This window comes from Psychromonas marina (genome assembly GCF_030161115.1).
Taxonomy (GTDB): domain Bacteria; phylum Pseudomonadota; class Gammaproteobacteria; order Enterobacterales; family Psychromonadaceae; genus Psychromonas; species Psychromonas marina.
Genome location: NZ_BSPQ01000001.1, coordinates 770108 through 793279, shown reverse-complemented (window position 1 = coordinate 793279; position 23172 = coordinate 770108). Strand labels below are relative to the sequence as shown.

Here is a 23172-nt window from a genome sequence, read left to right as displayed (position 1 = left end):
ATATAACAATCCCTTAATAGTAGGTTACTAAAATAATTCCTGAAATAGTTTAAATTGCTGAATTAAAGGGATCTGTACGAGTTAAAAAGTTTAATGGATCATAGGGGAATAAAGGGGGGCGGGTAAGTTAACCCTATTAGGCCAGTGAAAGCGTCAAGCTTAGTCGTGACCCTCTCGATGTGGTGTTAAAAAACGCCTGCTAGTACTGTATTTTATTTGTTTTATTTGTGAGCAATGGGTCAGGTTATTTTGTAAATATATAAGTAGATCGGCACGTTTCATCATCCCAATGAGTTTATCTTCTTTTAATACAGGGAATACATTATCTGCTTGTCGTTGGGTTTTTATTGCAACTTCTGACAAATCTTCGTCTGCGCTCAAGCAGATAAACTCTTTTGCCATTATCTCATTTACTTTGACCGGTTGATCGCAATGATAAGCACCCACTAATAACGCTTTCTGCACATCAATAAGCGAAACCATGCCTAATAATTGATGGTGGCTATTTACCACTGGTAATTGTGTTTGTTGACTGCTTATTAATGTATCAATAATAGAGGTTAATGGTGTCTGACATTGCACTGTAATCGGTTGTTTATCCATTATCTGCTGAACTTGTAGTGTACTCATCATTATTTCCTTATTATTTTTAGTGGCTAAAAGCGATATTATTTCAAAATGATGGATAGGTAAAAGTGATTGTAGTTATTGATCTGATAGGATTTTATTATCAATTTCCTTACAATAAGGCAATAAAAGTAGTCAAGAAGTCTATTTTCTAGTTATATTGTTTACTTATTTCTGCTTAGGCGAATAAGTTTTCATGACATATTATGTTTTAATGATTTGTTCATTAAGTACGGAAATATATGCCATTTCAAATTCGTCCCTACCATCCAGAAGATTTATCTTCTCTCTATCAGATCTGTTTACAAACCGGTGATGGTGGGCGTGATGCGAGTCATTTATTGACCGATAAAAAATTGATGGGGCATTATTATGCCGCCCCTTATGCAGTGCTAGACCCTGAGGTTTGCTTTGTTGCGTCTCATAATAATGAAGCCTGTGGGTATATTGTCGGTTGTAAGTCATCATCATTGTTTGCTCAACAGACAGCTCAGGATTGGTTTCCTAAATTACGTGAGCAGTACCCGCTAGAGGTTGAGCGAGAGGACTCATTAACCGATAATATGCTGTTAATGATTCATCATGGTTATCATGCTCGTCCTGAGTTTGCAGATTACCCCGCTCACCTGCATATTAGTTTATTGCCGAATATCCAAAGAGCTGGGTTAGGGCGTAAATTGATCGTGGCTTTTATTAATAAGTTAAAGGAGCTGAAAATACCCGGCGTGCACCTTGAAGTTTCACGAGCAAACACAGGGGCTGTTTCCTTTTATGAAAAACTTGGCTTTCAGGCGATTGGTGAGTTTAAGCACTCGATTACTTATGGTATGAAGTTGTAATCTGAAATTGTTGCAATCTACAGGTGAAAGTTCACCTGTAGATTAGTACGTTATAATAATCACTTATTATCTTGTTGGATCGTTTCTAATTTATCTGCATTATTACTTGTTTCCAATGCCGCACTTGTTTGTGTTGCAAGCGCCTCACTTGCCGCTTTAAGCTGCGCTAACCGTTCCTGTTCCGCTTGTTTCTCTTGCTCTATTTTTAGTGCTAGTGCTTTTTCCCGTTCATAGACATACCAGTTGATGGTAATTAAATACTGGCGAATATTATTTACATAGTGCTGTGCTTCGCGTCCTCGAGCATAACCGTAACGGGTTTTTTGAAACCACTCACGCTGATGTAATAGTGGTAAATTATCTTTCACATTGGTCCATGAGTTAGGGTTTTGTTTCTTCATGGTGGTGATGCGGCGAGCATCCATTAAATGACCAAACCCAATGTTATAACTGGCCAAAGCAAACCATACTTTTTCATCTTCAATAATACTGTTAGGCAGGCGTTTTATCTGTTGTGTCAGATATTTTGCCCCACCTTGGATGCTTTGTTCAACATCAAGACGATTTTTAATGCCGACATAATTAGCTGTATCAAGCGTTAACATCATCATGCCCCTAACGCCTGTTGGTGATCTTGCGAGAGGATTCCAATGTGACTCTTGATAACTCACTGCTGCTAATAGTTGCCAGCTCACCTCAGGTGTTTCATATTTCTTAAACAAGGCTTCATATTTAGGCAGTGTTTTTTCAATGCGCCTTAAAAAAATGCGTGTATCAACATAGTCAAAATGACCAACATGACCAAAATATTTTTCTTCAAGTTTGGCAATGGTCTGGTCATTATATTTGTTGCCGATAAACTCAATCATGCCGGCATACAAAGTATCGTCTTGCTCTTTTTTGATTAACCAAGCGACGGGTTGTTTTTCTAAAATTGTAAATGCTTCTGCTAAAACGGGGTAATAGCGTTGTTTTTGTGCCAGCGTTGAGCTGTCAACAATGGCAAATTTAATCTCTTTTTCAGCGACTTTTAGCAGCAATGCTTCTTGATCTTGATCGTTAGAGACAACTATTTCAATATTTGCATTGTCTTTCGCGAATGTATTTAGAGTTTCTTCATGGCTGCTATTTTTCAAAACGCTAACGGGGGCGTTAATATCTGCTATTTCACGGGGGCGATAAGTACCTTTGTGATAAACCAATTTCTGAGAAACATAATAATAGGGCGGAGAACTGCGATACTTTTCAGCACGGTTGGGCGTTAATGTCAGACCTGAGCCTAAAAAGTCGACCTGTTCCTCATCAAGTGCAAGAAATAGCTCATCCAGAGAGGCGTATTCTTTGATGGTTAATTTGACATTAAGGTAGCTAGCAAACTGCTTTGCTAGTTCGTAATCTAATCCCGTGTAATTGGTGCCATCGTAGCCATAGGTTAAAGAGCTATTGATGGTCCCCATGATGATGTCACCACGTTTTTGAATTTTTTCTAAGTTACTAGTCTGTATGAACGGGTTGCAGGCGCTCAGTAGTAAAATAGTTAGGCTGATAGAGATAAATTGGGTTATTCGCGTAAATAATTTCATTGTCATTAAGGGATCCAGCTTCCATTACCAGGACTGTTTTGGGTAACTTTTTGCAAAAATTATAGAGATTGAAGAAATAAAGGCTGACTATAGATGGTTTCTATTTAATACAAAACGCTTTTTGCTTATAATAGCGAACTTACCCGAGATCATTTTTATTTATCTAACGAGAGAAATAACCTATGGACATTTTGCGTGGGGCACCAGCCCTATCTACATTTCGTGTTAACCAGCTACTAAAAAACTGTGAGGCACTGAATCTACCTGTTACGCAAATTTATGCAGAGTATATGCATGCTGCTGATTTAACGGACTACCTTGATGAAAAAGAGCGAGTCGTACTAGAAAAACTGCTTACATACGGTCCCAAAATAGCAGAGCACGAACCCACTGGTACATTATTATTCGTTACACCTCGCCCCGGCACTATCTCTCCTTGGTCTTCAAAAGCAACCGACATCGCAAACAACTGTGGTTTAACAAAGGTTAAACGTCTAGAACGCGGTATCGCTTATTACATCGAAACATCTTCAGAACTTATCGGCGAACAAAGCACTCAACTTGCTGCTTTATTGCATGATCGCATGATGGAAGTTGTATTTACTTCATTAGAAGATGCACAACAACTGTTTGTACAAGGTACACCTGGCAAAATGAGCAGTGTTGATGTGATTGGTGCTGGTCGTTCTGCACTGGTAGCTGCTAACGTTAGTTTAGGGCTTGCACTTGCTGATGATGAAATTGATTATTTGGTTGAAAACTTTATTAAGTTAGGCCGTAACCCTAACGATATCGAATTAATGATGTTTGCACAGGCAAACTCAGAGCATTGTCGTCATAAAATCTTCAATGCTGATTGGACAATTGATGGCCAAAAACAGCCTAAATCATTGTTCAAAATGATTCGTAATACCCATGAATTACACCCTGAACATGTTTTATCTGCTTACAGCGATAATGCCGCTGTAATGGAAGGTTACAAAGCTGGTCGTTTCTTCCCAAGCGTTGATGACCGTGAATTTGGTTACCATCACGAAGATATCGATATCTTGATGAAAGTTGAAACGCATAACCATCCAACGGCTATCTCTCCGTTCCCTGGTGCGGCTACTGGTTCTGGTGGTGAGATCCGCGATGAAGGCGCAACCGGTATTGGTTCTAAACCAAAAGCAGGTTTAGTGGGTTTCTCTGTTTCTAATCTACGTATTCCAAGCTTCGAGCAACCATGGGAAACTGATTTTGGTAAGCCAAGCCGTATCGTTTCTGCATTAGATATTATGCTAGAAGCCCCACTAGGTGGCGCTGCATTTAATAATGAATTTGGCCGTCCAAATATTCTAGGTTACTTCCGTACTTACGAAGAACAAGTAGAAAGCCATAATGGCTCTGAAATTCGTGGTTACCACAAACCAATTATGTTGGCAGGTGGTTTAGGTAATATTCGCCGTGAACATGTTCAGAAAAAAGAGATCCCTGTTGGCGCGAAGCTAATTGTATTAGGTGGTCCAGCAATGAACATCGGTTTAGGCGGTGGTGCAGCCTCTTCAATGGATTCTGGCGCATCAACAGAAGATTTAGATTTTGCTTCAGTACAACGTGAAAACCCAGAGATGGAACGTCGTTGTCAGGAAGTGATCGACCGTTGTTGGCAGATGGGTGAAGATAACCCTATCCAATTTATCCACGATGTGGGTGCGGGTGGTCTATCAAACGCAATGCCTGAACTTGTAAATGATGGCGGCCGTGGTGGTATTTTTGATTTACGTGCGATTCCGAACGATGAGAAAAGCATGGCACCCCATGAAATTTGGTGTAATGAATCTCAAGAACGTTATGTAATGGCGGTTAAGCCTGAAAATCTAGCGACTTTTGAAGCTATCTGTAAACGTGAACGTGCATTATATGCTGTGATCGGTGAAGCAACTGAAGAGATGCATTTAACACTTAACGATCCTGAGTTTGATAACAAACCAATCGATATGCCGCTAGAAGTCTTATTAGGTAAAGCACCTAAAATGCATCGTGAAGTTAAATCACAAAATGCACAGGGCAAAGCGTTAGATCTTTCAGGTGCAAGCATTAAAGATGCTGCTGAACGTTTATTACGTTTGCCATCAATTGCTGAAAAAACATTCTTAATCACTATTGGTGACCGAAGTGTTACAGGTTTAGTTGCGCGTGACCAAATGGTTGGTCCTTGGCAGGTACCTGTTGCCGATTGTGCGGTAACTGCAGCAAGCTACGACAGTTACTTTGGTGAGTCGATGGCATTAGGTGAACGTACGCCAGTGGCACTACTTAACTTTGGCGCATCTGCTCGTTTGGCAGTGGCGGAATCAATTACTAATATTGCTTGTTCTGATATCGGTGATTTCAAACGTATTAAACTGTCTGCTAACTGGATGTCTGCAACAGGTCACCCAGGTGAAGATGCGGGTTTATATGAAGCGGTTAAAGCGGTTGGCGAAGAGCTTTGTCCTGAACTTGAATTAACTATCCCAGTGGGTAAAGATTCAATGTCGATGAAGACACGCTGGCAAGATGAAGCGGGCGACGATAAAGAAGTTATCTCTCCGTTATCATTAATCATCACTGCCTTTGGTGCGGTTCGCGATATCCGTAATACGGTAACGCCGCAACTACGCACAGACCAAGGTGAAACAGACCTAATTTTAGTTGACCTAGGTAATGGCCAAAACCGTTTAGGTGGTTCATCACTTGCTCAAGTTTACAAACAGTTAGGTGATGCTACGCCAGACCTTGATAACCCTGAGTTATTAAAAGGTTTCTTCAATGCGATGCAGAAACTAGTTAGCGAGCAAAAACTACTGGCATACCACGATAGAAGTGACGGCGGTTTATTCTCAACTATTACAGAGATGGCGTTTGCTGGTCACTGTGGTGTAACGGTTAAACTTGATCAATTAGGTCACGATGATTTTGCTGCTCTTTACTCGGAAGAGTTAGGCGCGGTTATCCAAGTTAAACGTGAAGATAAAGAAGCAGTATTAAATACCTTAGCGGGTCATGGTTTAACAACTAACGCGTTAGTGATTGGTTCTTTAAATGATAAAGACCAAATCGAATTTACCCGTGATAGCAAAGATGTATTAGTTGCACCACGCAGTGAATACCGTGGTATTTGGGCTGAAACAACACTGAAAATGCAATCGTTACGCGATAACTCTGAATGTGCACAACAAGAGTTTGACCTGAAATTAGATGATAAAGATCCTGGCTTAAACACTAAGCTTAGTTTTGATATCAATGAAGATGTTGCAGCGCCTTATATTGCAACGGGTGTATTACCACGCATGGCAATCTTACGTGAGCAGGGCGTTAACTCTCAACAAGAGATGGCTGCAGCCTTTAATCGTGCTGGTTTCTCTGCGATTGACGTTCACATGAGTGACGTATTAGCGGGCAACGTGCAATTAGAAGACTTTGCAGGCTTAGTCGCTTGTGGTGGTTTCTCTTACGGTGACGTATTAGGCGCGGGTGAAGGTTGGGCTAAATCGATTCTGTTTAATGAACAGGCGCGTAACCAGTTCCAAACATTCTTTGAGCGTGAAAACTCATTTGCATTAGGTGTGTGTAACGGTTGTCAGATGTTATCTAACCTACACGAACTAATTCCGGGTACGGATTTATGGCCACGTTTTGTACGCAATAACTCTGAGCGTTTTGAAGCACGTTTCAGCTTAGTTGAAGTACAAAAGAATAACTCGTTATTCTTAAACGATATGGCAGGTTCACATATGCCTATCGCAGTTTCTCACGGCGAAGGTCGCGTGGAAGTGAAAGATGCGCAGCATCTAGCGGCGATTGAAGCAAGTGGTAACATTGCGCTACGTTTCATCGATAACTACGGTAATAATACACAAGCTTATCCTGCTAACCCGAATGGTTCACCAAATGGTATTACAGGTTTAACATCGCAAGATGGTCGCGTTACTATTATGATGCCTCATCCTGAGCGTGTATTTAGAACGGTAGCTAACTCATGGCACCCTGATGAGTGGAAAGAAGATAGCCCATGGATGCGTATGTTTAGAAACGTGCGTAAACAGTTAGGTTAGTCATAAAAAGGCATAATAAAGTGTAAAAAAAGGGATCTAATGATCCCTTTTTTTAAGGGTGCTCTATAATGTAACATTCTGTAACAGCTTATAACTTATTGATTAAAAGCAATAAGTTAATGAAATATAACAGCAAGGTAGTATATTTATCTATGGGTATAAAAAAAGTTTTATATGTTGGTAATAATATAGGGTTAGTTGAAGCGTTATTAGTCACGCTTAATGGTGACAATGAAAAAATACCTTATTCTATAAAACATATTCTGAGTGGTAATGAAGTTGTTGCGCTATTAGGTGAAGATAATTATCACTATTTAATTTCAGAACAAACTGTTTCGATGCTCGCTAAAAAGCGTATTAAACAGCAATTCCCACAGCTCAAAACCCTTTATTTAAATGATACTCCTGTTACTCCAGAAGATTTGATTACGCCTTCAGAACAACAGTTAATTAGTGATGATGTAAAAAAAGCACTCAACTGTATTTCTATTCCCATCTACTATAAAAATAAAAATAACGAAGTTATCGTTTGCAACCAGTCATTTGCAGCACATATGGGTGTAATCGTTGACGATATAATTGGTAAAAACATTTCGCATTTTTTACCTTGTGATGTGAAAGCGGGCTTGGCATTGATTGATGAAAAGATGCGTGAAGATCGCAAGACACATCTTTATGAATGCGAATTACATGATCTAAACGGAGTACGTAGAGAGGTTGTATTCCGTAAGCAGTTTATCGATTCAACGGATATTCAAATTGGTCTTGTATTTGATGTTACCGCGCTTAATGATGCTCGACGCAATATCGAGAAAGAGCGCATGATGTTACGTGCAACGGCTGATATCTCTTCCGATCTTATCTTCTTTAAAGATTTAAAAAGTCGTTTTCTTGGTTGTAATAAACAGTTTGAAAAATTTATCGGTCAGCCTGAACATAAAATATTGGGTAAAACTGACGAACAATTCTTTGCCATTGATCAAGCCATTATGTGTCAGCAGCAAGATCAAGATGTGATGGCTAAAATTGAGACGTACTCAGGAGAGGAGTATCTCACCTACGTTGATGGAGAGCGCCACTTCATTGATATGAAAAAAGTACCCTTATTAGATAATAAAGGTGCAGTACAAGGGTTAATTGGTATCGGCCGTGATATTACTGCACACCATCGCTTACAAAAACGTTTAAAAGTAGCTAATGCTGTTTTTGAAAATAGCCAAGAAAATATTATTGTTGCCGATCAAATGGGCGATATTGTTTCTATCAACCGCTCTGCTTGTCAATTATTCGGTGTGCGTAAATCAGAATTACTCGGTCAAACAGTAAAAGAAGTCTTGCCTCAAGAACTCAATTCAAAACTCTTTAAAAAGTTGGAAGCTGAAGGAGAGTGGAAAGGTGATATTACCTATCACAATAAACTAGGGGAAATACGCTTTGCGTGGCTCGATGCCTATGTTGTTAAATTAGAGGAAGGAGCGAGTAATCATATTTACTCTTTTACTGATTTAAGCCAAAACAAGAACATCGAAAGTAAAATTCAGTTCTTATCTAAACATGATCCTTTAACGGGGTTAGCAAACCGTATTGCACTCTTCACTAAACTTGAAGATGCGATTAATCGTGCGCGCTTTAATGAAACAGCTGTGGCGGTAATATTAATAGACATTAATCGCTTTAAGCTCGTTAATGACCAGTATGGACATAATGAGGGAGATAAAGCACTGCAACAGATCGCCTCTCGGTTAAAAAACTGTATCTCTGAAAAAGATACTGTCGCGCGTTTTGGTGATGATGAGTTTGTTATTGTTATTGATAACCTTAAAAATGAACATGATGCCGCATTGGTTGCACAAAAGGTCACACAAGAATTTGATCATCAATTTACGATTGCTGATATTGGTGCGTCACTGAGCGCAACGATGGGGATTGGTTTATATCCAGATGATGGTATTGATGCCGATACGCTGTTATTGAATGCAGAAAAGGCGATGCAGCGTGCCAAAGGTGATCAGCGTAGCTCATACCACTTTTATACCGACCAATTAACACAACAATCTTCAGAGCAATTACAGTTAGAAGAAGAGTTAAATATTGGCATACAAGAAGATCAGTTTGAGCTTTATTACCAGCCTCAATATGATCTTAATAAAAAGCTGATTGTTGCGATGGAAAGCCTATGGCGCTGGAACCATCCTAAGCATGGGGTATTATTACCGGATCAATTTTTAAGTTTAGCTGAAGAGAGTGGCTTGCTGGTTCAACTTGGCTTGCACATGTTAGAAAAAGTAGCGTTACAGACTGTGCGTTGGAAAAAAGCGAATATCTTCTTTGGGCGTATTGCGATCCATTTTTCAGCAAGTCAACTTGAGCAAATTAGCTTGATCGCAGATATTCAAACGATCGTAAAAGAGAGTGGTTGTAGTGTAAAAGATATTGAGTTTGAAGTAGAAGAGGCAACCTTTGACTCGCATAATTATACCGTGCATGAAAACCTGTTTAATATCCATAAACTAGGCATTGCGATTACCATTTCAGGCTTTGGGGCTGATATTCCAGTATTTCATTATATTGAACCCTTAGGCATTGAAAAGTTCAAAATTGCCGAAGATTATATTCAGCATGTGCCGGGACGTTTAGTGGGTCAAGCAATGATTAAATCAGTGATGTCCTTAGCCCGTGAATTAGGGGTTGATGTTGTTGGTGAGGTGATTAATAGCGATGAGCAGGACGCGTTTATTCAAGAGCATGAAATTTCCCCTGCTAAGCCGTATCATCCACAACCTATGAAAGTGAGTGAAGCGACTTTTTATTTACGCTGTCATAAGAAAAAGTAGTGACTGCTTTTGCGTTTTTTAAGGTAAATAAATAGATGGATTTTTTCTCTTTAGAGCATGAATGGTTTGAGAGTGCTGCTTATGTTGCACTCTCTGCAACGATCTATTTTTCACTATTATTAGGGACTTCACTTCGCGTTATTATTAAGCGCAAGCCGATTGGTGTCTCACTTGCTTGGTTATTCCTGATTTATGCTGTGCCGTTACTGGGTATTATTGGTTATTTTATTTTTGGTGAGCTTCACCTTGGTAAAAAACGCCATAAGCGCAGTGAAACGATGGCGGGTAGCTTTAAACAATGGCTCGATGATGAAGTACAAGAAAATCGTTTACCAGAAAATGTAATCTCTCCTTCAGTTGCATCTATGCAGCGTTTTATCCAATCCTACACGGGTGTACCGATGATGCTCGGTAATGACCATCATTTACTTGATTCAACGGATCAAATTTTGATGGAGCTGACCGATAAAATTAAAGGTGCTAAAACACGTTGTTATCTGATGTTTTATATCTGTAATGAGGGTGGATTGGTTGATCCGCTACTAGATGCGTTGATGGCCGCTGCACAGCGTGGTGTAGAGTGTAAATTATTGCTTGATTCTGTGGGCAGTAATGCGTTCTTTAAAGGTAAGAAACCTAAGCAGTTAAGAGAGGCGGGTATTGAGGTTGTTGAGGCGCTACCGGTTGGTGCATTTCGATTATTGTTTCAACGCCAAGATCTGCGTATGCATCGTAAGTTAGTCTGTATTGATGATGATGTTGCCTATACGGGCAGTATGAACTTGGTGGACCCTGCTTATTTTAAAACAGATCAAGGCGTAGGGCAGTGGGTCGATATTATGGTACGTTGCAAAGGACCTATTATTCAGCAGATGCAAGGACTGTTTATTTGGGATTGGTACCTTGAAACTCAGCAAAATATTCCTCTACCAAGTGCGGATAAAAATCGTTTTCCGATTGTAGGCGAACAGTATGCTCAACTTATCCCCTCTGGTCCCGGATTTGGTATTGCTAGCATCCATCAAGTATTATTAACTGCAATTTATGAAGCCAAATATAGTCTGGTATTAACTACCCCCTATTTTGTGCCTGATGATAGTTTACTGGCTGCATTGCAGGTTGCTGCAATGCGAGGTGTGGATGTAAAAGTTATTTTACCTGCTAAAAATGACTCGGTGATGGTTAAGTATGCCTCGCGTGCTTTTTTTGAAGAGCTATTGACCTCAGGGGTAAAAATTTATAAATTCCATGGCGGTCTACTGCATACCAAGAGTATCGTGGTAGATGAAGAGATTGCGTTAGTCGGCACGGTTAATCTAGATAGACGTAGTTTTTGGTTAAATTTTGAAATGACCATGTTAATTGATAACAGTGAGTTTGCCGGCGAGCTATTAACTACACAGATGCATTATCTGTTAGCGTCACAACAATTAGTTTTGAGTGAGTGGAATAAGCGCAGCTATTTTAAGAAACTCTTAGAGAGCTCTGCTTACCTATTTAGTCCCCTTTTATAATGAGAAAAAAATGAATAATAATCAACAAGCAGCACAGCACTTACTTAATAATCGTAAAGCGGGTGTTACCGTTACGCCTTTAGCCGCAGAACTAAGCCCTAAAGATTGCGAACATGCATTTCAAATTCAAGCTGAGATGATTGCATTGCGTAGTGATGCTGTTGCTGGCTGGAAATGTTTATTACCGTTAGAGAACGGCAATATTATCGCCGCGCCTATCTTCGCAGATACACTGCAATCGGGTGATAACTGTGCACTGTTTATGGATGGTGGTAAAGCACGTGTTGAGCCAGAGATTGCATTTGTACTTGGTACGGATCTTCCTGCCCGTGCAGAAGGCTACACAGCGGATGAAGTAGATGCTGCGATTAAAGGTTGTCATATGGCGTTAGAGCTTATGCAAGCACGTTACCGTGAATATCCAGATGCAACATTTTTTGAAAAACTAGCAGATGGTATGGTTAACCAAGGTCTTTTCTTAGGTCCTGAGATCGAAAAAAGTAAAGCATATGCTGCAAGTAAAATTAATATTACTTTTGATCAACAGTCTGGCAAGCAAGAGATGGAAGGTTCACATCCAAATGAATTACCATACAAGCCTGTGCAATGGATGATTAACTTTATGAGCCAACGTGGCGTTAACTTTAAAGCTGGGCAAGCATTTATTACCGGTTCTTACAAAGGTATCGTTGAAGTTGACTTTAACCAAGAAACGGCAATTAGCTATGCAGATCTTGGTGAATATAAAGTAACGTTTAAAGAGCTGTAAACCTCTCTCAATTATTGTTTTGATAGGCGCTCAGTCATCCTGTTATCGTCGTTAAAGGTAAATTAATTTTGCCTTTTACTGGCGTTCAACAGCAATGATTGAGCGCCTATTTTTTTCCTTTTCTTTGTTTTTTCAATCCCCTCGACTGACATCACACTTTATCTACGAACATTAACAATCGTTAATGTTGGCAACAGTTTGGCTTAATCTTTCTCTTCTTATACTTACCCTATTATTTTAATTCAAAAGGGGAAGTTATGAACGTACTCGGTTATATGCAAAAAGTGGGTAAAGCTTTGATGGTGCCAGTGGCAACATTACCAGCAGCCGCTATTTTAATGGGGATTGGTTATTGGATCGATCCTGTTGGTTGGGGTAGTGAAAGTATTGTCGCTGCTTTCCTAATTAAATCAGGTAGTGCGATTATCGACAATATGGCATTGTTGTTTGCTATTGGTGTTGCATTTGGTTTAAGTCGAGATAAAAGCGGTAATGCCGCACTTTCTGGTTTTGTTGCTTTCATGGTACTAACAACGCTACTTTCTCCTGCTGCTGTTGCACAATTAGAAGGGGTTGATATTAGCGAAGTACCAGCTGCTTTTGGTAGTATTAACAATCAATTTATCGGCATCTTAATCGGTATTATTTCTGCTGAAATTTATAATAAATTTTCAACGGTAGAGTTACCAAAAGCGTTAGCTTTCTTTAGTGGTAAGCGTTTAGTTCCTATCCTAACTTCTATTGCTGGTATGTTATTAGCATTTGTATTCCTTTATGTTTGGCCAATTATCTTTGAAGGGTTAAGTACTTTTGGTCAATACTTACAGTCACTTGATGCTGTTGGTGCAGGTCTATTTGGTTTCTTTAACCGCCTTATGTTAATGGTTGGTATGCATCATGCTCTATACCCAATCTTTTGGTTTGATGTTGTTGGTATTAATGATATTCCAAACTTCTTAGGTGGCGCAGCCTCTATTGCTAATGGTACGGGTATTGTTGGTAAAACAGGTATGTACCAAGCAGGTTTCTTCCCTATCATGATGTTTGGTTTACCGGGTGCGGCACTTGCTATGTACCACTGTGCAGAAGCGCGTAATAAAGATAAAGTTTTCTCTATTATGATTGCCGCAGCGATGGCCTCTTTCTTTACAGGTATCACAGAACCACTTGAATTTAGCTTTATGTTCTTAGCGCCTGCGCTTTACCTTGTACATGCAGTATTAACAGGTATTTCGCTTTATATTGCAGCAAGCATGGAGTGGATGGCTGGATTTGGTTTCTCTGCTGGTTTCGTTGATTTTGTATTATCAAGTCAAAACCCGTTAGCGACTAAATGGTATATGTTAATCGCGCAAGGTCTGGTTTTCTTTACTGTTTATTACTTCCTATTCCGTTTCATTATTCAAAAATTCAATCTAAACACGCCGGGACGTGGTGAAGATATGAATGCTGCTGAAGGTGAAACTGAAACTGATATGCCGACACTCGCGCTAGCATATATTAAAGAGCTTGGCGGAGACGATAACATCGTTGAAGTTGATAACTGTATTACACGTTTACGTTTAACAGTAAAAGACTCTGCATTAGCTAATCAAGATGCGCTAAAAGCACTTGGTGCTGTCGCTGTTGTTCCAATGGGTAAAGAGGGACTTCAAGTTATCATCGGATTAGGCAAGGTAGATAAAGTTGCTGACGCAATGAAAATTGCTTTAAAAAAATAGTGTTAAAAGATAGCTTATTAATAAGTTATCAGTAAAGACTCTCCTAAGTTAAATAATTTTATTAGATTATTTAGCATGTTATTAAAGGTGACCTTCGGGTCGCCTTTTTTGTTACTATATCCGGTATAAAGTACAGTATAAATTATTGTATGAACTCCAGTAGGCATGCAGATGAAAATATTAGTTGTAGAGGATGATCAAACCACGCGTGAATTTGTGGTTAAAGCATTAATGCAAGAAGGCTTTGTTGTTGATAGTGCCGGTGATGGTAAAGAAGGACTAATGATGGTTATTAGTTGTGAATATCAATTGGTTATTCTTGATCGGATGCTACCTAGTTTAGATGGTTTAAAATTACTTGCTGCGATGCGCGCTACCGAGATAAATACACCGGTGTTAATTTTAAGTGCGCTTGATAGTGTTGAGCAACGCGTTGAAGGGCTAACCGCAGGCAGTGATGATTACTTAACCAAACCTTTTGCGCTGGTGGAATTATTAGCAAGGGTTAATATTATTTTACGCCGACATCGCCCGATAACTCATAACAATCAAATAAAAATAGGTCCACTTACACTTAACCTGCTTTCACAAAAAGTGACCTACCATGAACAATCTATTTTATTACAAAATAAAGAGTTCGTTTTACTCAGCTATCTAATGCAGCACCCGGATGAAGTTGTTTCACGTATGCGTTTATTTGAAGCGGTTTGGGACTATCACTTTGATCCTAAAACTAACGTGATTGATGTGCACATTGCTAAATTACGTAAAAAATTAGAAATTAAAGGTTTCTCCTCTCCAATAGAAACAGTACGTGGAGCGGGTTATGTTATTCGCCAACCATAAAGCGCTTTCGAGTTCATCGATTTTAAAGTGGTTGGTTTCATTTTCTATCGTTATTATTTTTATGATGGGATTATTGATGTTCCAGCTTTATCACCGCTCTGTCGAGTTGTATAACGACAACCTTGACCAGTGGTTGATCAGTGAATCTGAAAAACTTGCACAAGCCTCCAAGAAAGAAACACTGACATTATCCAAGCTCAAAAAAGAGGAACGATATTATTATCACTTTAATGAGTCAAATCATGCAGAAGTAAATCGTAACTATCCCGTTATCGCACAAATAGAGCGACAATCTACTAAGCAGGAACCTACAATAAACGATTACCCTACAATGCGTGCGACTAAAGTTATACTTGCGGATGGTCGAGAGTTGGTTGTTGGAATGGATAGAGAGCATTATCAGCAATTTAAGAAAAAATTGGATACTTCTTTTTTAGGCGGAATTTTCTTTCCTTTTTTTACTCTATTTATTATGGCTGCATGGATTGCGATGCGTATTTTAAATCGGCTCAATTTGGTTAATGAAACAATGAATAGAGTGATGCATGGAGAGCGCGGTGTCCGTTTGAAAGTGAGCGAGCAACAGGATGAGTTTGATACCTTAGCTAGCCACCTAAACCGTATGTTGGACCAACTTGAGAGCAGTGAATCAAAATTAAAATCGCTCACGGTGGATATTGCGCATGATTTACGCACGCCGATGGGGCGTATTAAATTACGTATCGAAGACCTACTCAGCAGTGGGCAGTTTTCCGTTAATAATGAGCAGCAATTAGTCGCTATACAGCAAGATTTCTCACTACTTATTGATACATTTAGTGGCATGATGGAACTGTATAACTTAGAAACAGGGCGTGTTCCGGTTGAAAAAGTACGTTGTGATTTGGGGAAAATAGTGAATGACGTATTAGATTTTACTGAGCCTTTAGCTGCTGAAAAAAATCAGGCCATTTACCTGACTATTGATATGTCATGTGCTTTACAGGGCAATCCAAGCCTATTGTTTAGAGCGGTATTTAACTTAGTGGATAATGCCATTAAATACACACCAGAAAATGGGGTGATAGAAATTATTATCGATTATTTCGGTGTGGTTATTGCGGATAACGGTAAAGGGATTAAAAGAGAAGATCGCGAACGTGCATTAGATCAATTAGTACGTTTAGACCCAAGTCGCTCAGTACATGGCTTTGGCTTAGGTCTCGCACTGGTTAATACAGTGATGAAAATCCACAATGGTCAGATAAGCCTGAGTGATAACTCCCCAGGCTTACGAGCGCGTTTATTATTTAACGATCTAGTCCATAAATAATTGTAGTAACTCATTAAGGTAGCGGTGACCAAGGTCTGTCATTAACCAATGGTCGCTGTTTTTTATTAATAGCTGCTTATTAATGGCTTGCTGTATTGGATCTGAAATAGTATCAACACTCAGCCCGGTATATTGTTCAAACTCCGCAAAAGGAATCGGTGCAAATAAACGCAAACGGTTCATCATATATTCAAACGCTAAATCTTCCTTTGCAACCGTTTCACTGCTATCTAAAAATGGGCGACTCTGATCTAAATAACCTTTGGGATGCTTAATCTTAGTGGTGCGTATTATTTTGTTCTCAAGAGGTAATGTTAGCTTGCCATGGGCGCCACAACCAATGCCGATATAATCAGAAAAAGACCAGTAGTTAAGGTTATGCTGACACTCAAATCCTACTTTACAGTATCCTGAAATCTCATATTGTTGATAACCATTATCGGCTAATAACTTAACTCCCGCTTGTTGAATCTCCCAAAGTAATTCATCTTCTGGCAGCGTTGGTGGGTGTGAAAAGTACTGCGTATTTGGCTCAATGGTTAGTTGGTACCAAGAAAGGTGCGTTGGTTGTAAGTCTATCGCCGTTTGCAGGTCAAATAACGCATCCTCAAGGCTTTGATCTGGTAAGCCATGCATCAGGTCTAGGTTGAATGTACTCACGCCACTGTGCTTCGCTTGAAGCGCTGCTGACTTCGCTTCTTCAACGCCGTGGATACGCCCTAGCTTAGTTAATTTTTCCTGCTGGAAACTTTGTACTCCGAAGGAGAAGCGACTAATACCTGCTGCTTTAAACTCCGCTATTTTACTGTTTTCAATGGCACCGGGGTTGGCTTCTAGGGTTATCTCAATCTCTTTTTTAAAGGGAATGTTTTTTTCGATTTCGGTTAATAACCACTTAATACCCGCTGCAGAAATAAGGCTAGGAGTCCCACCACCGATAAAAATGGTGTCGATAATGCGCCCTTGTGCATAAACCAGATCGATTTTGAAATCGTCAATCAGCGCTTGTAGGTACGCTTGCTCTGGAATATCGCCACGCAATTTGTGCGAGTTAAAGTCGCAGTATGGGCATTTTTCAATGCACCATGGTATATGGATATAAAGACTCAGTGGTGGTAATTGCATTTATTGGCCTAATTGTACTTTTAATTTTTCGACTAACAATGTGAGTGCTTTGCCGCGATGGCTTAACTCACTTTTACGTTGTTTGGTGAGTTGTGCTGAGGAACACTGGTCAGACTCAACCCAAAAGATAGGATCATAACCAAAACCATTTTCGCCATTTTCTTTATCAGTAATTGTACCTTCCCATGTGCCTTGGCAGATGATCGGTGTTGGGTCGAGTTCGTGACGCATATACACCAAAACACACTGAAAACGTGCGTTGCGTTGTGCTTCACCGACACCCTTTAATCGACTTAATAGTAGATCAATGTTGTCTTGATCTGTGGCATTTTCACCAGCGAAACGTGAAGAGTAGATGCCAGGTTGGCCACTTAAAAAATCAACTTCTAATCCTGAATCATCAGCGATAGCAGGTAACCCTGTCACTTTTGCTGCATGACGCGCTTTAATAATTGCGTTCTCAACAAATGTAGTGCCTGTTTCAGCGACTTCACTCACATCAAAATGACTTTGTGGTAAAACATCGATCGAGAAACTATTTAATAGCTCACTCATCTCTTTGACTTTACCTTTGTTGCCGGTTGCCAGTACCCATTGTTTATTCATTTTTTACTCCAAATACAGACCAAAATGCTAAATGCAGGAAGGCTAGAAAGTAAAATACCTTCAGCGTTCTCGCATTATAGCCTTTCAGCCTTATTGTTTTTTATTCCACATAAAACTTATGTTCGAATTTAAGACGGTTGGTTTTGTCCTGCGCTTTTATCTGCACATCAAATTTTACAATCTCTTCATTGGTGAAGGGGTAGGTTGCGATGTAATAGATCGACTTTCCTTCTTTGATTTTTTTAAATGCGAGTTGCTGTTTTTGACCAATTAAGTTGCGACCAATGCCGATTAGCTGAGCTTCAATTGGCATTGACTGCTGATTTTTATCTAATACAGAAATATTGACTAGCCCTGTGTGCTTACTGCGTTTTAGCCCATATTGTGCTGCGATAGCAGGTTCAATGAACATCGAGGGCAGTGCGATATAGTGAACTTCAAGATTAGCAAAATCTTGTTTTTGTTCTGCAATGCTCGGTAAACTAACAAGGGTAAAGAGCGCTGCAAAGAGTAGTTTTAACATATTTTTCCTTAAATAGTGTCTGGGATCTTTTTAGGGTTTTTAATGCGTACTAGTTTATGACGATTAAGCGCTCCTTTCTCAACAATGACTGCACTTTTAGGGACTTTAAATTGCTTGCTAAGAAACTTGATCAGGTGCTTGTTGGCTTGGCCATCAACAGGTGGCGCTGTAATGGCAATTTTTAGCTCATCGCCATGTAATCCTACAAAAGCATCACGGCTTGCTTTGGGTTGTAAAACAAGACGCAACAAAAGATCGTCGGCGTCTTGTTTGAGGTAAGGTTTATCCATTTATAGCTAAAATAACTTACTTAATAGATCATTGACCAGAATTTCTACAAACTGTAAGCCTAACAGCACCACAACCATCGACAGGTCTAAACCACCAATCGGGGGAATAAAACGGCGTACTGGCGCAAGTAATGGCTCACTGAGTTGATGCATTACCGCTTCAATTGGGTTACGCCCTTGGCTTACCCAACTTAAAATTGCACGTAATACGAGTACCCAGAAGATAATTTTGAAAACGGCGGTTAACAAAATCACTAATCCAGATACAGCAATAATCGTAGGATCAAGCGCCATATTCATGATTAGGCTGAGTGATATCACCTTTAAGCATGCGACGATAAAACCAAACACAATCGTTGCGCAGTCCCAACCACCTAAGCTTGGTATAACACGGCGCAATGGGGCAACAATTGGCTGGGTTGCTTTGACGATAAATTGGCTGAATGGGTTATAAAAGTCAGCGCGTGCAACTTGTAACCAAACACGTAGCAGAATGACCATAATGTAGAGATCAAATACGGTATTAACTAAAAAATTAACTGAGTTCATATGTTCGTTTTACCTATTTAGGGAAATAAAAAATTAAAATAAAGATTCCATCTCTGCACCACGATCAGCGGCAGCTTGCATTGCTTTAGCTACTGTTTCTGAAAGTCCGTGCTCATTAAATGTTTTAATCGCTTCTGCAGTTGAACCGCCTTTTGAGGTGACATTCTCACGTAATGTTGTCAGGCTAATATCTGGGTTTTGTTCGACCATTTGTGCACTGCCTAATGCGGTTTGTAAAACAAGTTGTTTTGCTTGTTCATCAGTAAAGCCCATTTGTGTCGCTTTTGCATGCATCGCTTCCATAAATAGGAAAAAATAAGCAGGTGCAGAGCCAGAGGCAGCGATAACGGCATCGATCATTGACTCTTTATCAACCCAGATCATCTCTCCTACTGCTTGCATGAGTTGTTCGGCAAAGGTTTTATTTTCAGTATTAACCTGTGCTGAAGCAAACAGTCCGGTCATCCCTTTTTGTAATAATGCTGGTGTATTTGGCATTGCACGGATAACAGCGGTATTTTCTCCGAGTATTGTTTGTAAGCGATTAACAGAAATTCCCGCTGCAATTGAAATAACCAGCTTGTTACTAAAATCAACACCAGCATCAACAAGTGCTTGGCAAACCACCGCCATAATTTGCGGTTTGACGGCGAGTACAATCACTTCAGCCCAGGTTGCCGATGCATTATTATCTTGGCTGCCGTTAATGCCTAACTGCTGTACTAATTTATTGGTTGTTTCTGCACTTGGTTCACTTGCACAGATAAAATCGCTTGGGTAACCATCTTTTATTAAACCACTAATAATACTTGATGCCATGTTGCCAGCACCAATAAAGGTAATTTTTTTATGTAACATTGTTTAATTCCCTAATTATAATTTTAATCTCTTGAACCAAAAATATCAGTGCCGATTCGCACCATGGTACTGCCACATTTAATTGCGCTTTCTAAGTCGCCACTCATGCCCATGGACAGTGTGTCGACCTCTGGGTATATATTTTTTAGTTCTTGATAGATGTTATGGAGTTCATCAAACTGTTTTTCAAGACGTTGAATATTTTCTGTTTTTTCTGGGATTGCCATAATACCACGTAGCTTTAAGCGTGGTAGATCACTAACTTGTGATGCAAGTTCAATAACTTGCGATAAAGTAGTACCTGACTTGCTTGCTTCTCCGCTAATATTGACCTGTAAACAGATATTAAGCTGAGGTAGTTCCGGTGGACGTTGTTGATTAAGTCGTTGTGCTATCTTCAAACGCTCAACACTTTGTACCCAATCAAAATGCTCTGCAACTGGGCGCGTTTTATTTGATTGTAATGGGCCAATAAAATACCAGTAGATTGGCTCTTTAAAGTCACTGTCGTCGTTAATTTTTTTTATTTTTTCAACGCTTTCTTGTACATAATTTTCACCAAAATGGCGTAGCCCTTCGTGGTAAGCCTGTTTAATTAGATTAACTGGTTTAGTTTTACTCACAGCTAATAGTTGAATTTGATCTGCATTGCGTTGTACTTGCGCGGCAGCATAGGCTATTTTTTGTGTAACACTATTTATTTTTTTTTGCATATGAGTCATTTTTAATAGGATTTTAAATTTATGGATATCACGGAATTATTAGCATTTAGTGTAAAGCATAATGCGTCAGATCTACACCTTTCTGCAGGTGTACCACCAATGATTCGAGTAGATGGTGAAGTGCGTAAGGTAAATGTGCCTGCATTAGAGCATAAAGAGGTGCATAGCCTAATTTATGACATCATGAATGATAAACAACGTAAAGATTTCGAAGAAAAATTAGAAACCGATTTTTCTTTCGAGATTCCTGATTTAGCACGTTTTCGTGTTAATGCTTTCAATCAAAAACGTGGTGCTGGTGCTGTTTTTCGTACCATTCCTAGCAAAGTATTAACCCTTGATGATTTAAATGCACCTGATATTTTCAAAAAAATATCAGATTTCCCACGTGGACTCGTATTGGTCACTGGGCCTACCGGTTCAGGTAAATCAACAACGCTTGCTGCAATGATAGATTATATTAATGACAGTCGCCACGAACATATATTAACCATTGAAGACCCGATCGAGTTTGTACACGAAACCAAAAAGTCGCTGATTAACCAACGTGAAGTTTTTAAAGATACCTTGAGCTTTGACGCCGCACTACGTAGTGCATTGCGTGAGGATCCGGATGTTATTCTGGTCGGTGAGTTACGTGATTTAGAAACGATTCGTTTAGCGCTAACTGCCGCTGAAACAGGTCACTTAGTATTTGGTACGTTACATACGACTTCTGCCGCTAAAACTATTGACCGTGTGATCGATGTATTTCCTGCTGAAGAGAAGAGCATGGTACGGTCGATGTTATCGGAATCATTACGTGCTGTTATTTCACAAACGTTACTGAAGAAAAACGGTGGTGGGCGTGTTGCCGCACATGAAATTATGATTGGCATTCCTGCAATTCGTAACTTGGTACGCGAAGATAAAGTGGCACAAATGTACTCGGTTATTCAAACGGGAATGGTGCATGGGATGCAAACATTGGATCAATGTCTACGTAATCTTGTGAGTCGAGGCGAAGTCTCACATGCAGACGCAGCTCAGAAGGCGGCCGATCCAAAAACATTTTAATATCAGCTAGATAACCAGGGAGGTACAGGAGCATGTTACAAAAGTTACTGATAAAAACATCTGAATTTAAAGCGTCAGATCTCTACATTTCGGTCGGTTTACCCGCGACGATGAAGCTAAATGGACGTTTAGAGTCGTTGACTAAGACGAATTTAACTGAGGATGATGTTTTTTCATTATTAAAAGAGATGATGGGCGAAAAGCGCTTTGCTGATTTTGAACTCACAAAGGAAGCAAACTACGCAGTAAGCACTGAATATGCTGGGCGTTTTCGTGTCAGTGCGTTTATGCAAAAAGAACAACCAGGTATGGTTATTCGCCGCATAGAAGGGATCATTCCAACTTTTGAAGAGCTATTTTTACCTGTACAGCTTAAAGAAACGTGCATGGCAAATCGAGGTTTAGTGCTGTTTGTAGGAGCGACAGGCTCTGGTAAATCAACCACACAAGCCGCGATGATTGGTTATCGTAATCAAAATGCATCGGGTCATATACTCACGATTGAAGACCCGATCGAATTTGTGCATGAGCATGGAAAATCAGTGGTGACACAGCGTGAAGTGGGTATTGATACTGACTCTTTTGAAGAGGCACTTAAAAACTCATTACGTCAAGCGCCTGATATTATCTTGATTGGTGAGATTCGTACCCGTGAAACCATGGAGTTTGCAATCACCTTTGCTGAGACTGGGCACCTGTGTATGGCCACGTTACACTCAAATAACGCCAACCAAGCCTTAGAGCGTATTTTACATTTAGTCCCTAAGGATAGACATCGTCAGTTCCTATTTGACCTCTCGGTTAACCTACGTGCGATTGTTGCACAACAACTCATCCCAACAACTGACGGGAAATCACGTCGTGCTGCATTTGAAATTTTATATAATACGCCGACCATGGCGGAAGCGATCCGCAAGGGAGAGTTACATACCTTAAAAGAGATAATGAAAAGTTCGACTGAGCATGGCATGCAGACCTTTGACCAAGCACTTTTCAATCTTTATGAGGAAGGGGTAATTGGTTATACAGAAGCGTTAGCGCATGCGGATTCAACCAATGATGTACGCTTATTGATTAAGCTTAACTCTACAGAAGGGCGTAAGTCATTTGGTTCACGAGGTATGCTTGATGATATAACGCTTGATTATTAGTTTAATCAGCCGTCAGCTTTTAGCTATTAATAACAGCAACTACAACTAGTTTCGCGGTTGCTGTTTTGCGATTGTCACGCTAAAGACATGACCTAAATGTATTAGTGCTTGATCAATAAGCGACAAATACGCTTTAATAGCTCATCACTTATTAAACGCCCTGAGAGG

Annotated in this window: 19 protein-coding genes; 10 read left to right on the top strand and 9 right to left on the bottom strand. The window is 39.8% G+C overall.

Translation table 11 applies throughout. The annotated features are described in order from the left end of the window. Positions 1-159 precede the first annotated feature (159 nt). Positions 160-630 carry a CBS domain-containing protein gene (locus tag QQK09_RS03745; protein WP_284202777.1) on the bottom strand — a complete coding sequence of 157 codons (471 nt, stop codon included), beginning with the start codon at positions 628-630 and terminating at the stop codon, positions 160-162. 239 nt (positions 631-869) lie between these two features. Here QQK09_RS03745 and QQK09_RS03740 point away from each other — a divergent pair, with 239 nt between their 5' ends. Next, positions 870-1466 (top strand): GNAT family N-acetyltransferase, encoded by a 597-nt coding sequence (locus QQK09_RS03740; RefSeq protein WP_284202776.1) that lies wholly within the window; start codon positions 870-872, stop codon positions 1464-1466. Between the two features lie 59 nt (positions 1467-1525). On the opposite strand, the gene mltF is transcribed toward QQK09_RS03740, so the two are convergent. Further along, a complete protein-coding gene (gene mltF, locus QQK09_RS03735; protein ID WP_284202775.1) occupies positions 1526-3055 on the bottom strand; it encodes a membrane-bound lytic murein transglycosylase MltF in 1530 nt (509 codons plus the stop codon). Between the two features lie 176 nt (positions 3056-3231). Between mltF and purL the strand changes: the two genes are divergently transcribed. The 7 genes from purL (at position 3232) to QQK09_RS03700 (ending at position 16124) form a co-directional block, all read left to right on the top strand. After that, a complete protein-coding gene (purL, locus tag QQK09_RS03730; protein WP_284202774.1) occupies positions 3232-7128 on the top strand; it encodes a phosphoribosylformylglycinamidine synthase in 3897 nt (1298 codons plus the stop codon). 152 nt (positions 7129-7280) lie between these two features. Further along, on the top strand, positions 7281-9962 hold the full coding sequence (locus QQK09_RS03725) for a sensor domain-containing protein (RefSeq protein WP_284202773.1): 2682 nt from the start codon (positions 7281-7283) through the stop codon (positions 9960-9962). Positions 9963-9997: 35 nt separating this feature from the next. Then, positions 9998-11476, top strand: coding sequence for a cardiolipin synthase (gene cls, locus QQK09_RS03720; RefSeq protein WP_284202772.1), 1479 nt, complete (start codon positions 9998-10000; stop codon positions 11474-11476). Between the two features lie 10 nt (positions 11477-11486). Then, positions 11487-12245, top strand: coding sequence for a fumarylacetoacetate hydrolase family protein (locus QQK09_RS03715; RefSeq protein WP_284202771.1), 759 nt, complete (start codon positions 11487-11489; stop codon positions 12243-12245). A gap of 257 nt (positions 12246-12502) precedes the next feature. After that, positions 12503-13966 (top strand): N-acetylglucosamine-specific PTS transporter subunit IIBC, encoded by a 1464-nt coding sequence (gene nagE, locus QQK09_RS03710; protein ID WP_284202770.1) that lies wholly within the window; start codon positions 12503-12505, stop codon positions 13964-13966. A 171-nt stretch (positions 13967-14137) separates the two neighbouring features. Beyond that, positions 14138-14812, top strand: coding sequence for a response regulator transcription factor (locus QQK09_RS03705; RefSeq protein ID WP_284202769.1), 675 nt, complete (start codon positions 14138-14140; stop codon positions 14810-14812). After that, positions 14793-16124, top strand: a complete 1332-nt coding sequence (locus QQK09_RS03700; protein ID WP_284202768.1) for a HAMP domain-containing sensor histidine kinase — start codon at positions 14793-14795, stop codon at positions 16122-16124. The genes QQK09_RS03705 and QQK09_RS03700 overlap by 20 nt, the downstream gene beginning before the upstream one ends. On the opposite strand, the gene hemW is transcribed toward QQK09_RS03700, so the two are convergent. The 7 genes from hemW to QQK09_RS03665 form a co-directional block, all read right to left on the bottom strand. After that, entirely contained in the window at positions 16110-17249 is a 1140-nt protein-coding gene (gene hemW, locus QQK09_RS03695) for a radical SAM family heme chaperone HemW (RefSeq protein WP_284202767.1), read from the bottom strand. The two genes, QQK09_RS03700 and hemW, sit on opposite strands and share 15 nt — an antisense overlap. After that, positions 17250-17855, bottom strand: coding sequence for an RdgB/HAM1 family non-canonical purine NTP pyrophosphatase (rdgB, locus tag QQK09_RS03690; protein WP_284202766.1), 606 nt, complete (start codon positions 17853-17855; stop codon positions 17250-17252). A 100-nt stretch (positions 17856-17955) separates the two neighbouring features. Next, on the bottom strand, positions 17956-18378 hold the full coding sequence (locus tag QQK09_RS03685) for a DUF4426 domain-containing protein (protein WP_284202765.1): 423 nt from the start codon (positions 18376-18378) through the stop codon (positions 17956-17958). A gap of 8 nt (positions 18379-18386) precedes the next feature. Continuing rightward, the gene (gene yggU, locus QQK09_RS03680; protein WP_284202764.1) at positions 18387-18668 is read right to left on the bottom strand and encodes a DUF167 family protein YggU; all 282 of its coding nucleotides are present in this window, start codon (positions 18666-18668) and stop codon (positions 18387-18389) included. Positions 18669-18674: 6 nt separating this feature from the next. After that, positions 18675-19217, bottom strand: coding sequence for a YggT family protein (locus QQK09_RS03675; protein WP_284202763.1), 543 nt, complete (start codon positions 19215-19217; stop codon positions 18675-18677). A 33-nt stretch (positions 19218-19250) separates the two neighbouring features. Next, positions 19251-20075 (bottom strand): pyrroline-5-carboxylate reductase, encoded by an 825-nt coding sequence (gene proC, locus QQK09_RS03670; protein ID WP_284202762.1) that lies wholly within the window; start codon positions 20073-20075, stop codon positions 19251-19253. 23 nt (positions 20076-20098) lie between these two features. Then, complete coding sequence (locus QQK09_RS03665; protein ID WP_284202761.1) at positions 20099-20797, bottom strand: YggS family pyridoxal phosphate-dependent enzyme; 699 nt, start codon at positions 20795-20797, stop codon at positions 20099-20101. 21 nt (positions 20798-20818) lie between these two features. Here QQK09_RS03665 and QQK09_RS03660 point away from each other — a divergent pair, with 21 nt between their 5' ends. Together QQK09_RS03660 and QQK09_RS03655 are read left to right on the top strand one after the other, a co-directional pair. After that, complete coding sequence (locus QQK09_RS03660) at positions 20819-21853, top strand: type IV pilus twitching motility protein PilT (RefSeq protein ID WP_284202760.1); 1035 nt, start codon at positions 20819-20821, stop codon at positions 21851-21853. 32 nt (positions 21854-21885) lie between these two features. Next, entirely contained in the window at positions 21886-23004 is a 1119-nt protein-coding gene (locus QQK09_RS03655) for a PilT/PilU family type 4a pilus ATPase (protein ID WP_284202759.1), read from the top strand. Positions 23005-23172: the final 168 nt, after the last annotated feature.

Coding starts and splice junctions, on each gene's coding strand:
- mltF (WP_284202775.1), bottom strand. CDS start 3,055: ATGACAATGAAATTATTTACGCGAATAACCCAATTTATCTCTATCAGC.
- QQK09_RS03705 (WP_284202769.1), top strand. CDS start 14,138: ATGAAAATATTAGTTGTAGAGGATGATCAAACCACGCGTGAATTTGTG.
- QQK09_RS03685 (WP_284202765.1), bottom strand. CDS start 18,378: ATGTTAAAACTACTCTTTGCAGCGCTCTTTACCCTTGTTAGTTTACCG.
- nagE (WP_284202770.1), top strand. CDS start 12,503: ATGAACGTACTCGGTTATATGCAAAAAGTGGGTAAAGCTTTGATGGTG.
- QQK09_RS03725 (WP_284202773.1), top strand. CDS start 7,281: ATGGGTATAAAAAAAGTTTTATATGTTGGTAATAATATAGGGTTAGTT.
- rdgB (WP_284202766.1), bottom strand. CDS start 17,855: ATGAATAAACAATGGGTACTGGCAACCGGCAACAAAGGTAAAGTCAAA.
- QQK09_RS03740 (WP_284202776.1), top strand. CDS start 870: ATGCCATTTCAAATTCGTCCCTACCATCCAGAAGATTTATCTTCTCTC.
- cls (WP_284202772.1), top strand. CDS start 9,998: ATGGATTTTTTCTCTTTAGAGCATGAATGGTTTGAGAGTGCTGCTTAT.
- hemW (WP_284202767.1), bottom strand. CDS start 17,249: ATGCAATTACCACCACTGAGTCTTTATATCCATATACCATGGTGCATT.
- purL (WP_284202774.1), top strand. CDS start 3,232: ATGGACATTTTGCGTGGGGCACCAGCCCTATCTACATTTCGTGTTAAC.
- QQK09_RS03660 (WP_284202760.1), top strand. CDS start 20,819: ATGGATATCACGGAATTATTAGCATTTAGTGTAAAGCATAATGCGTCA.
- proC (WP_284202762.1), bottom strand. CDS start 20,075: ATGTTACATAAAAAAATTACCTTTATTGGTGCTGGCAACATGGCATCA.
- QQK09_RS03745 (WP_284202777.1), bottom strand. CDS start 630: ATGAGTACACTACAAGTTCAGCAGATAATGGATAAACAACCGATTACA.
- QQK09_RS03655 (WP_284202759.1), top strand. CDS start 21,886: ATGTTACAAAAGTTACTGATAAAAACATCTGAATTTAAAGCGTCAGAT.
- QQK09_RS03665 (WP_284202761.1), bottom strand. CDS start 20,797: ATGACTCATATGCAAAAAAAAATAAATAGTGTTACACAAAAAATAGCC.
- QQK09_RS03700 (WP_284202768.1), top strand. CDS start 14,793: ATGTTATTCGCCAACCATAAAGCGCTTTCGAGTTCATCGATTTTAAAG.
- yggU (WP_284202764.1), bottom strand. CDS start 18,668: ATGGATAAACCTTACCTCAAACAAGACGCCGACGATCTTTTGTTGCGT.
- QQK09_RS03675 (WP_284202763.1), bottom strand. CDS start 19,217: ATGAACTCAGTTAATTTTTTAGTTAATACCGTATTTGATCTCTACATT.
- QQK09_RS03715 (WP_284202771.1), top strand. CDS start 11,487: ATGAATAATAATCAACAAGCAGCACAGCACTTACTTAATAATCGTAAA.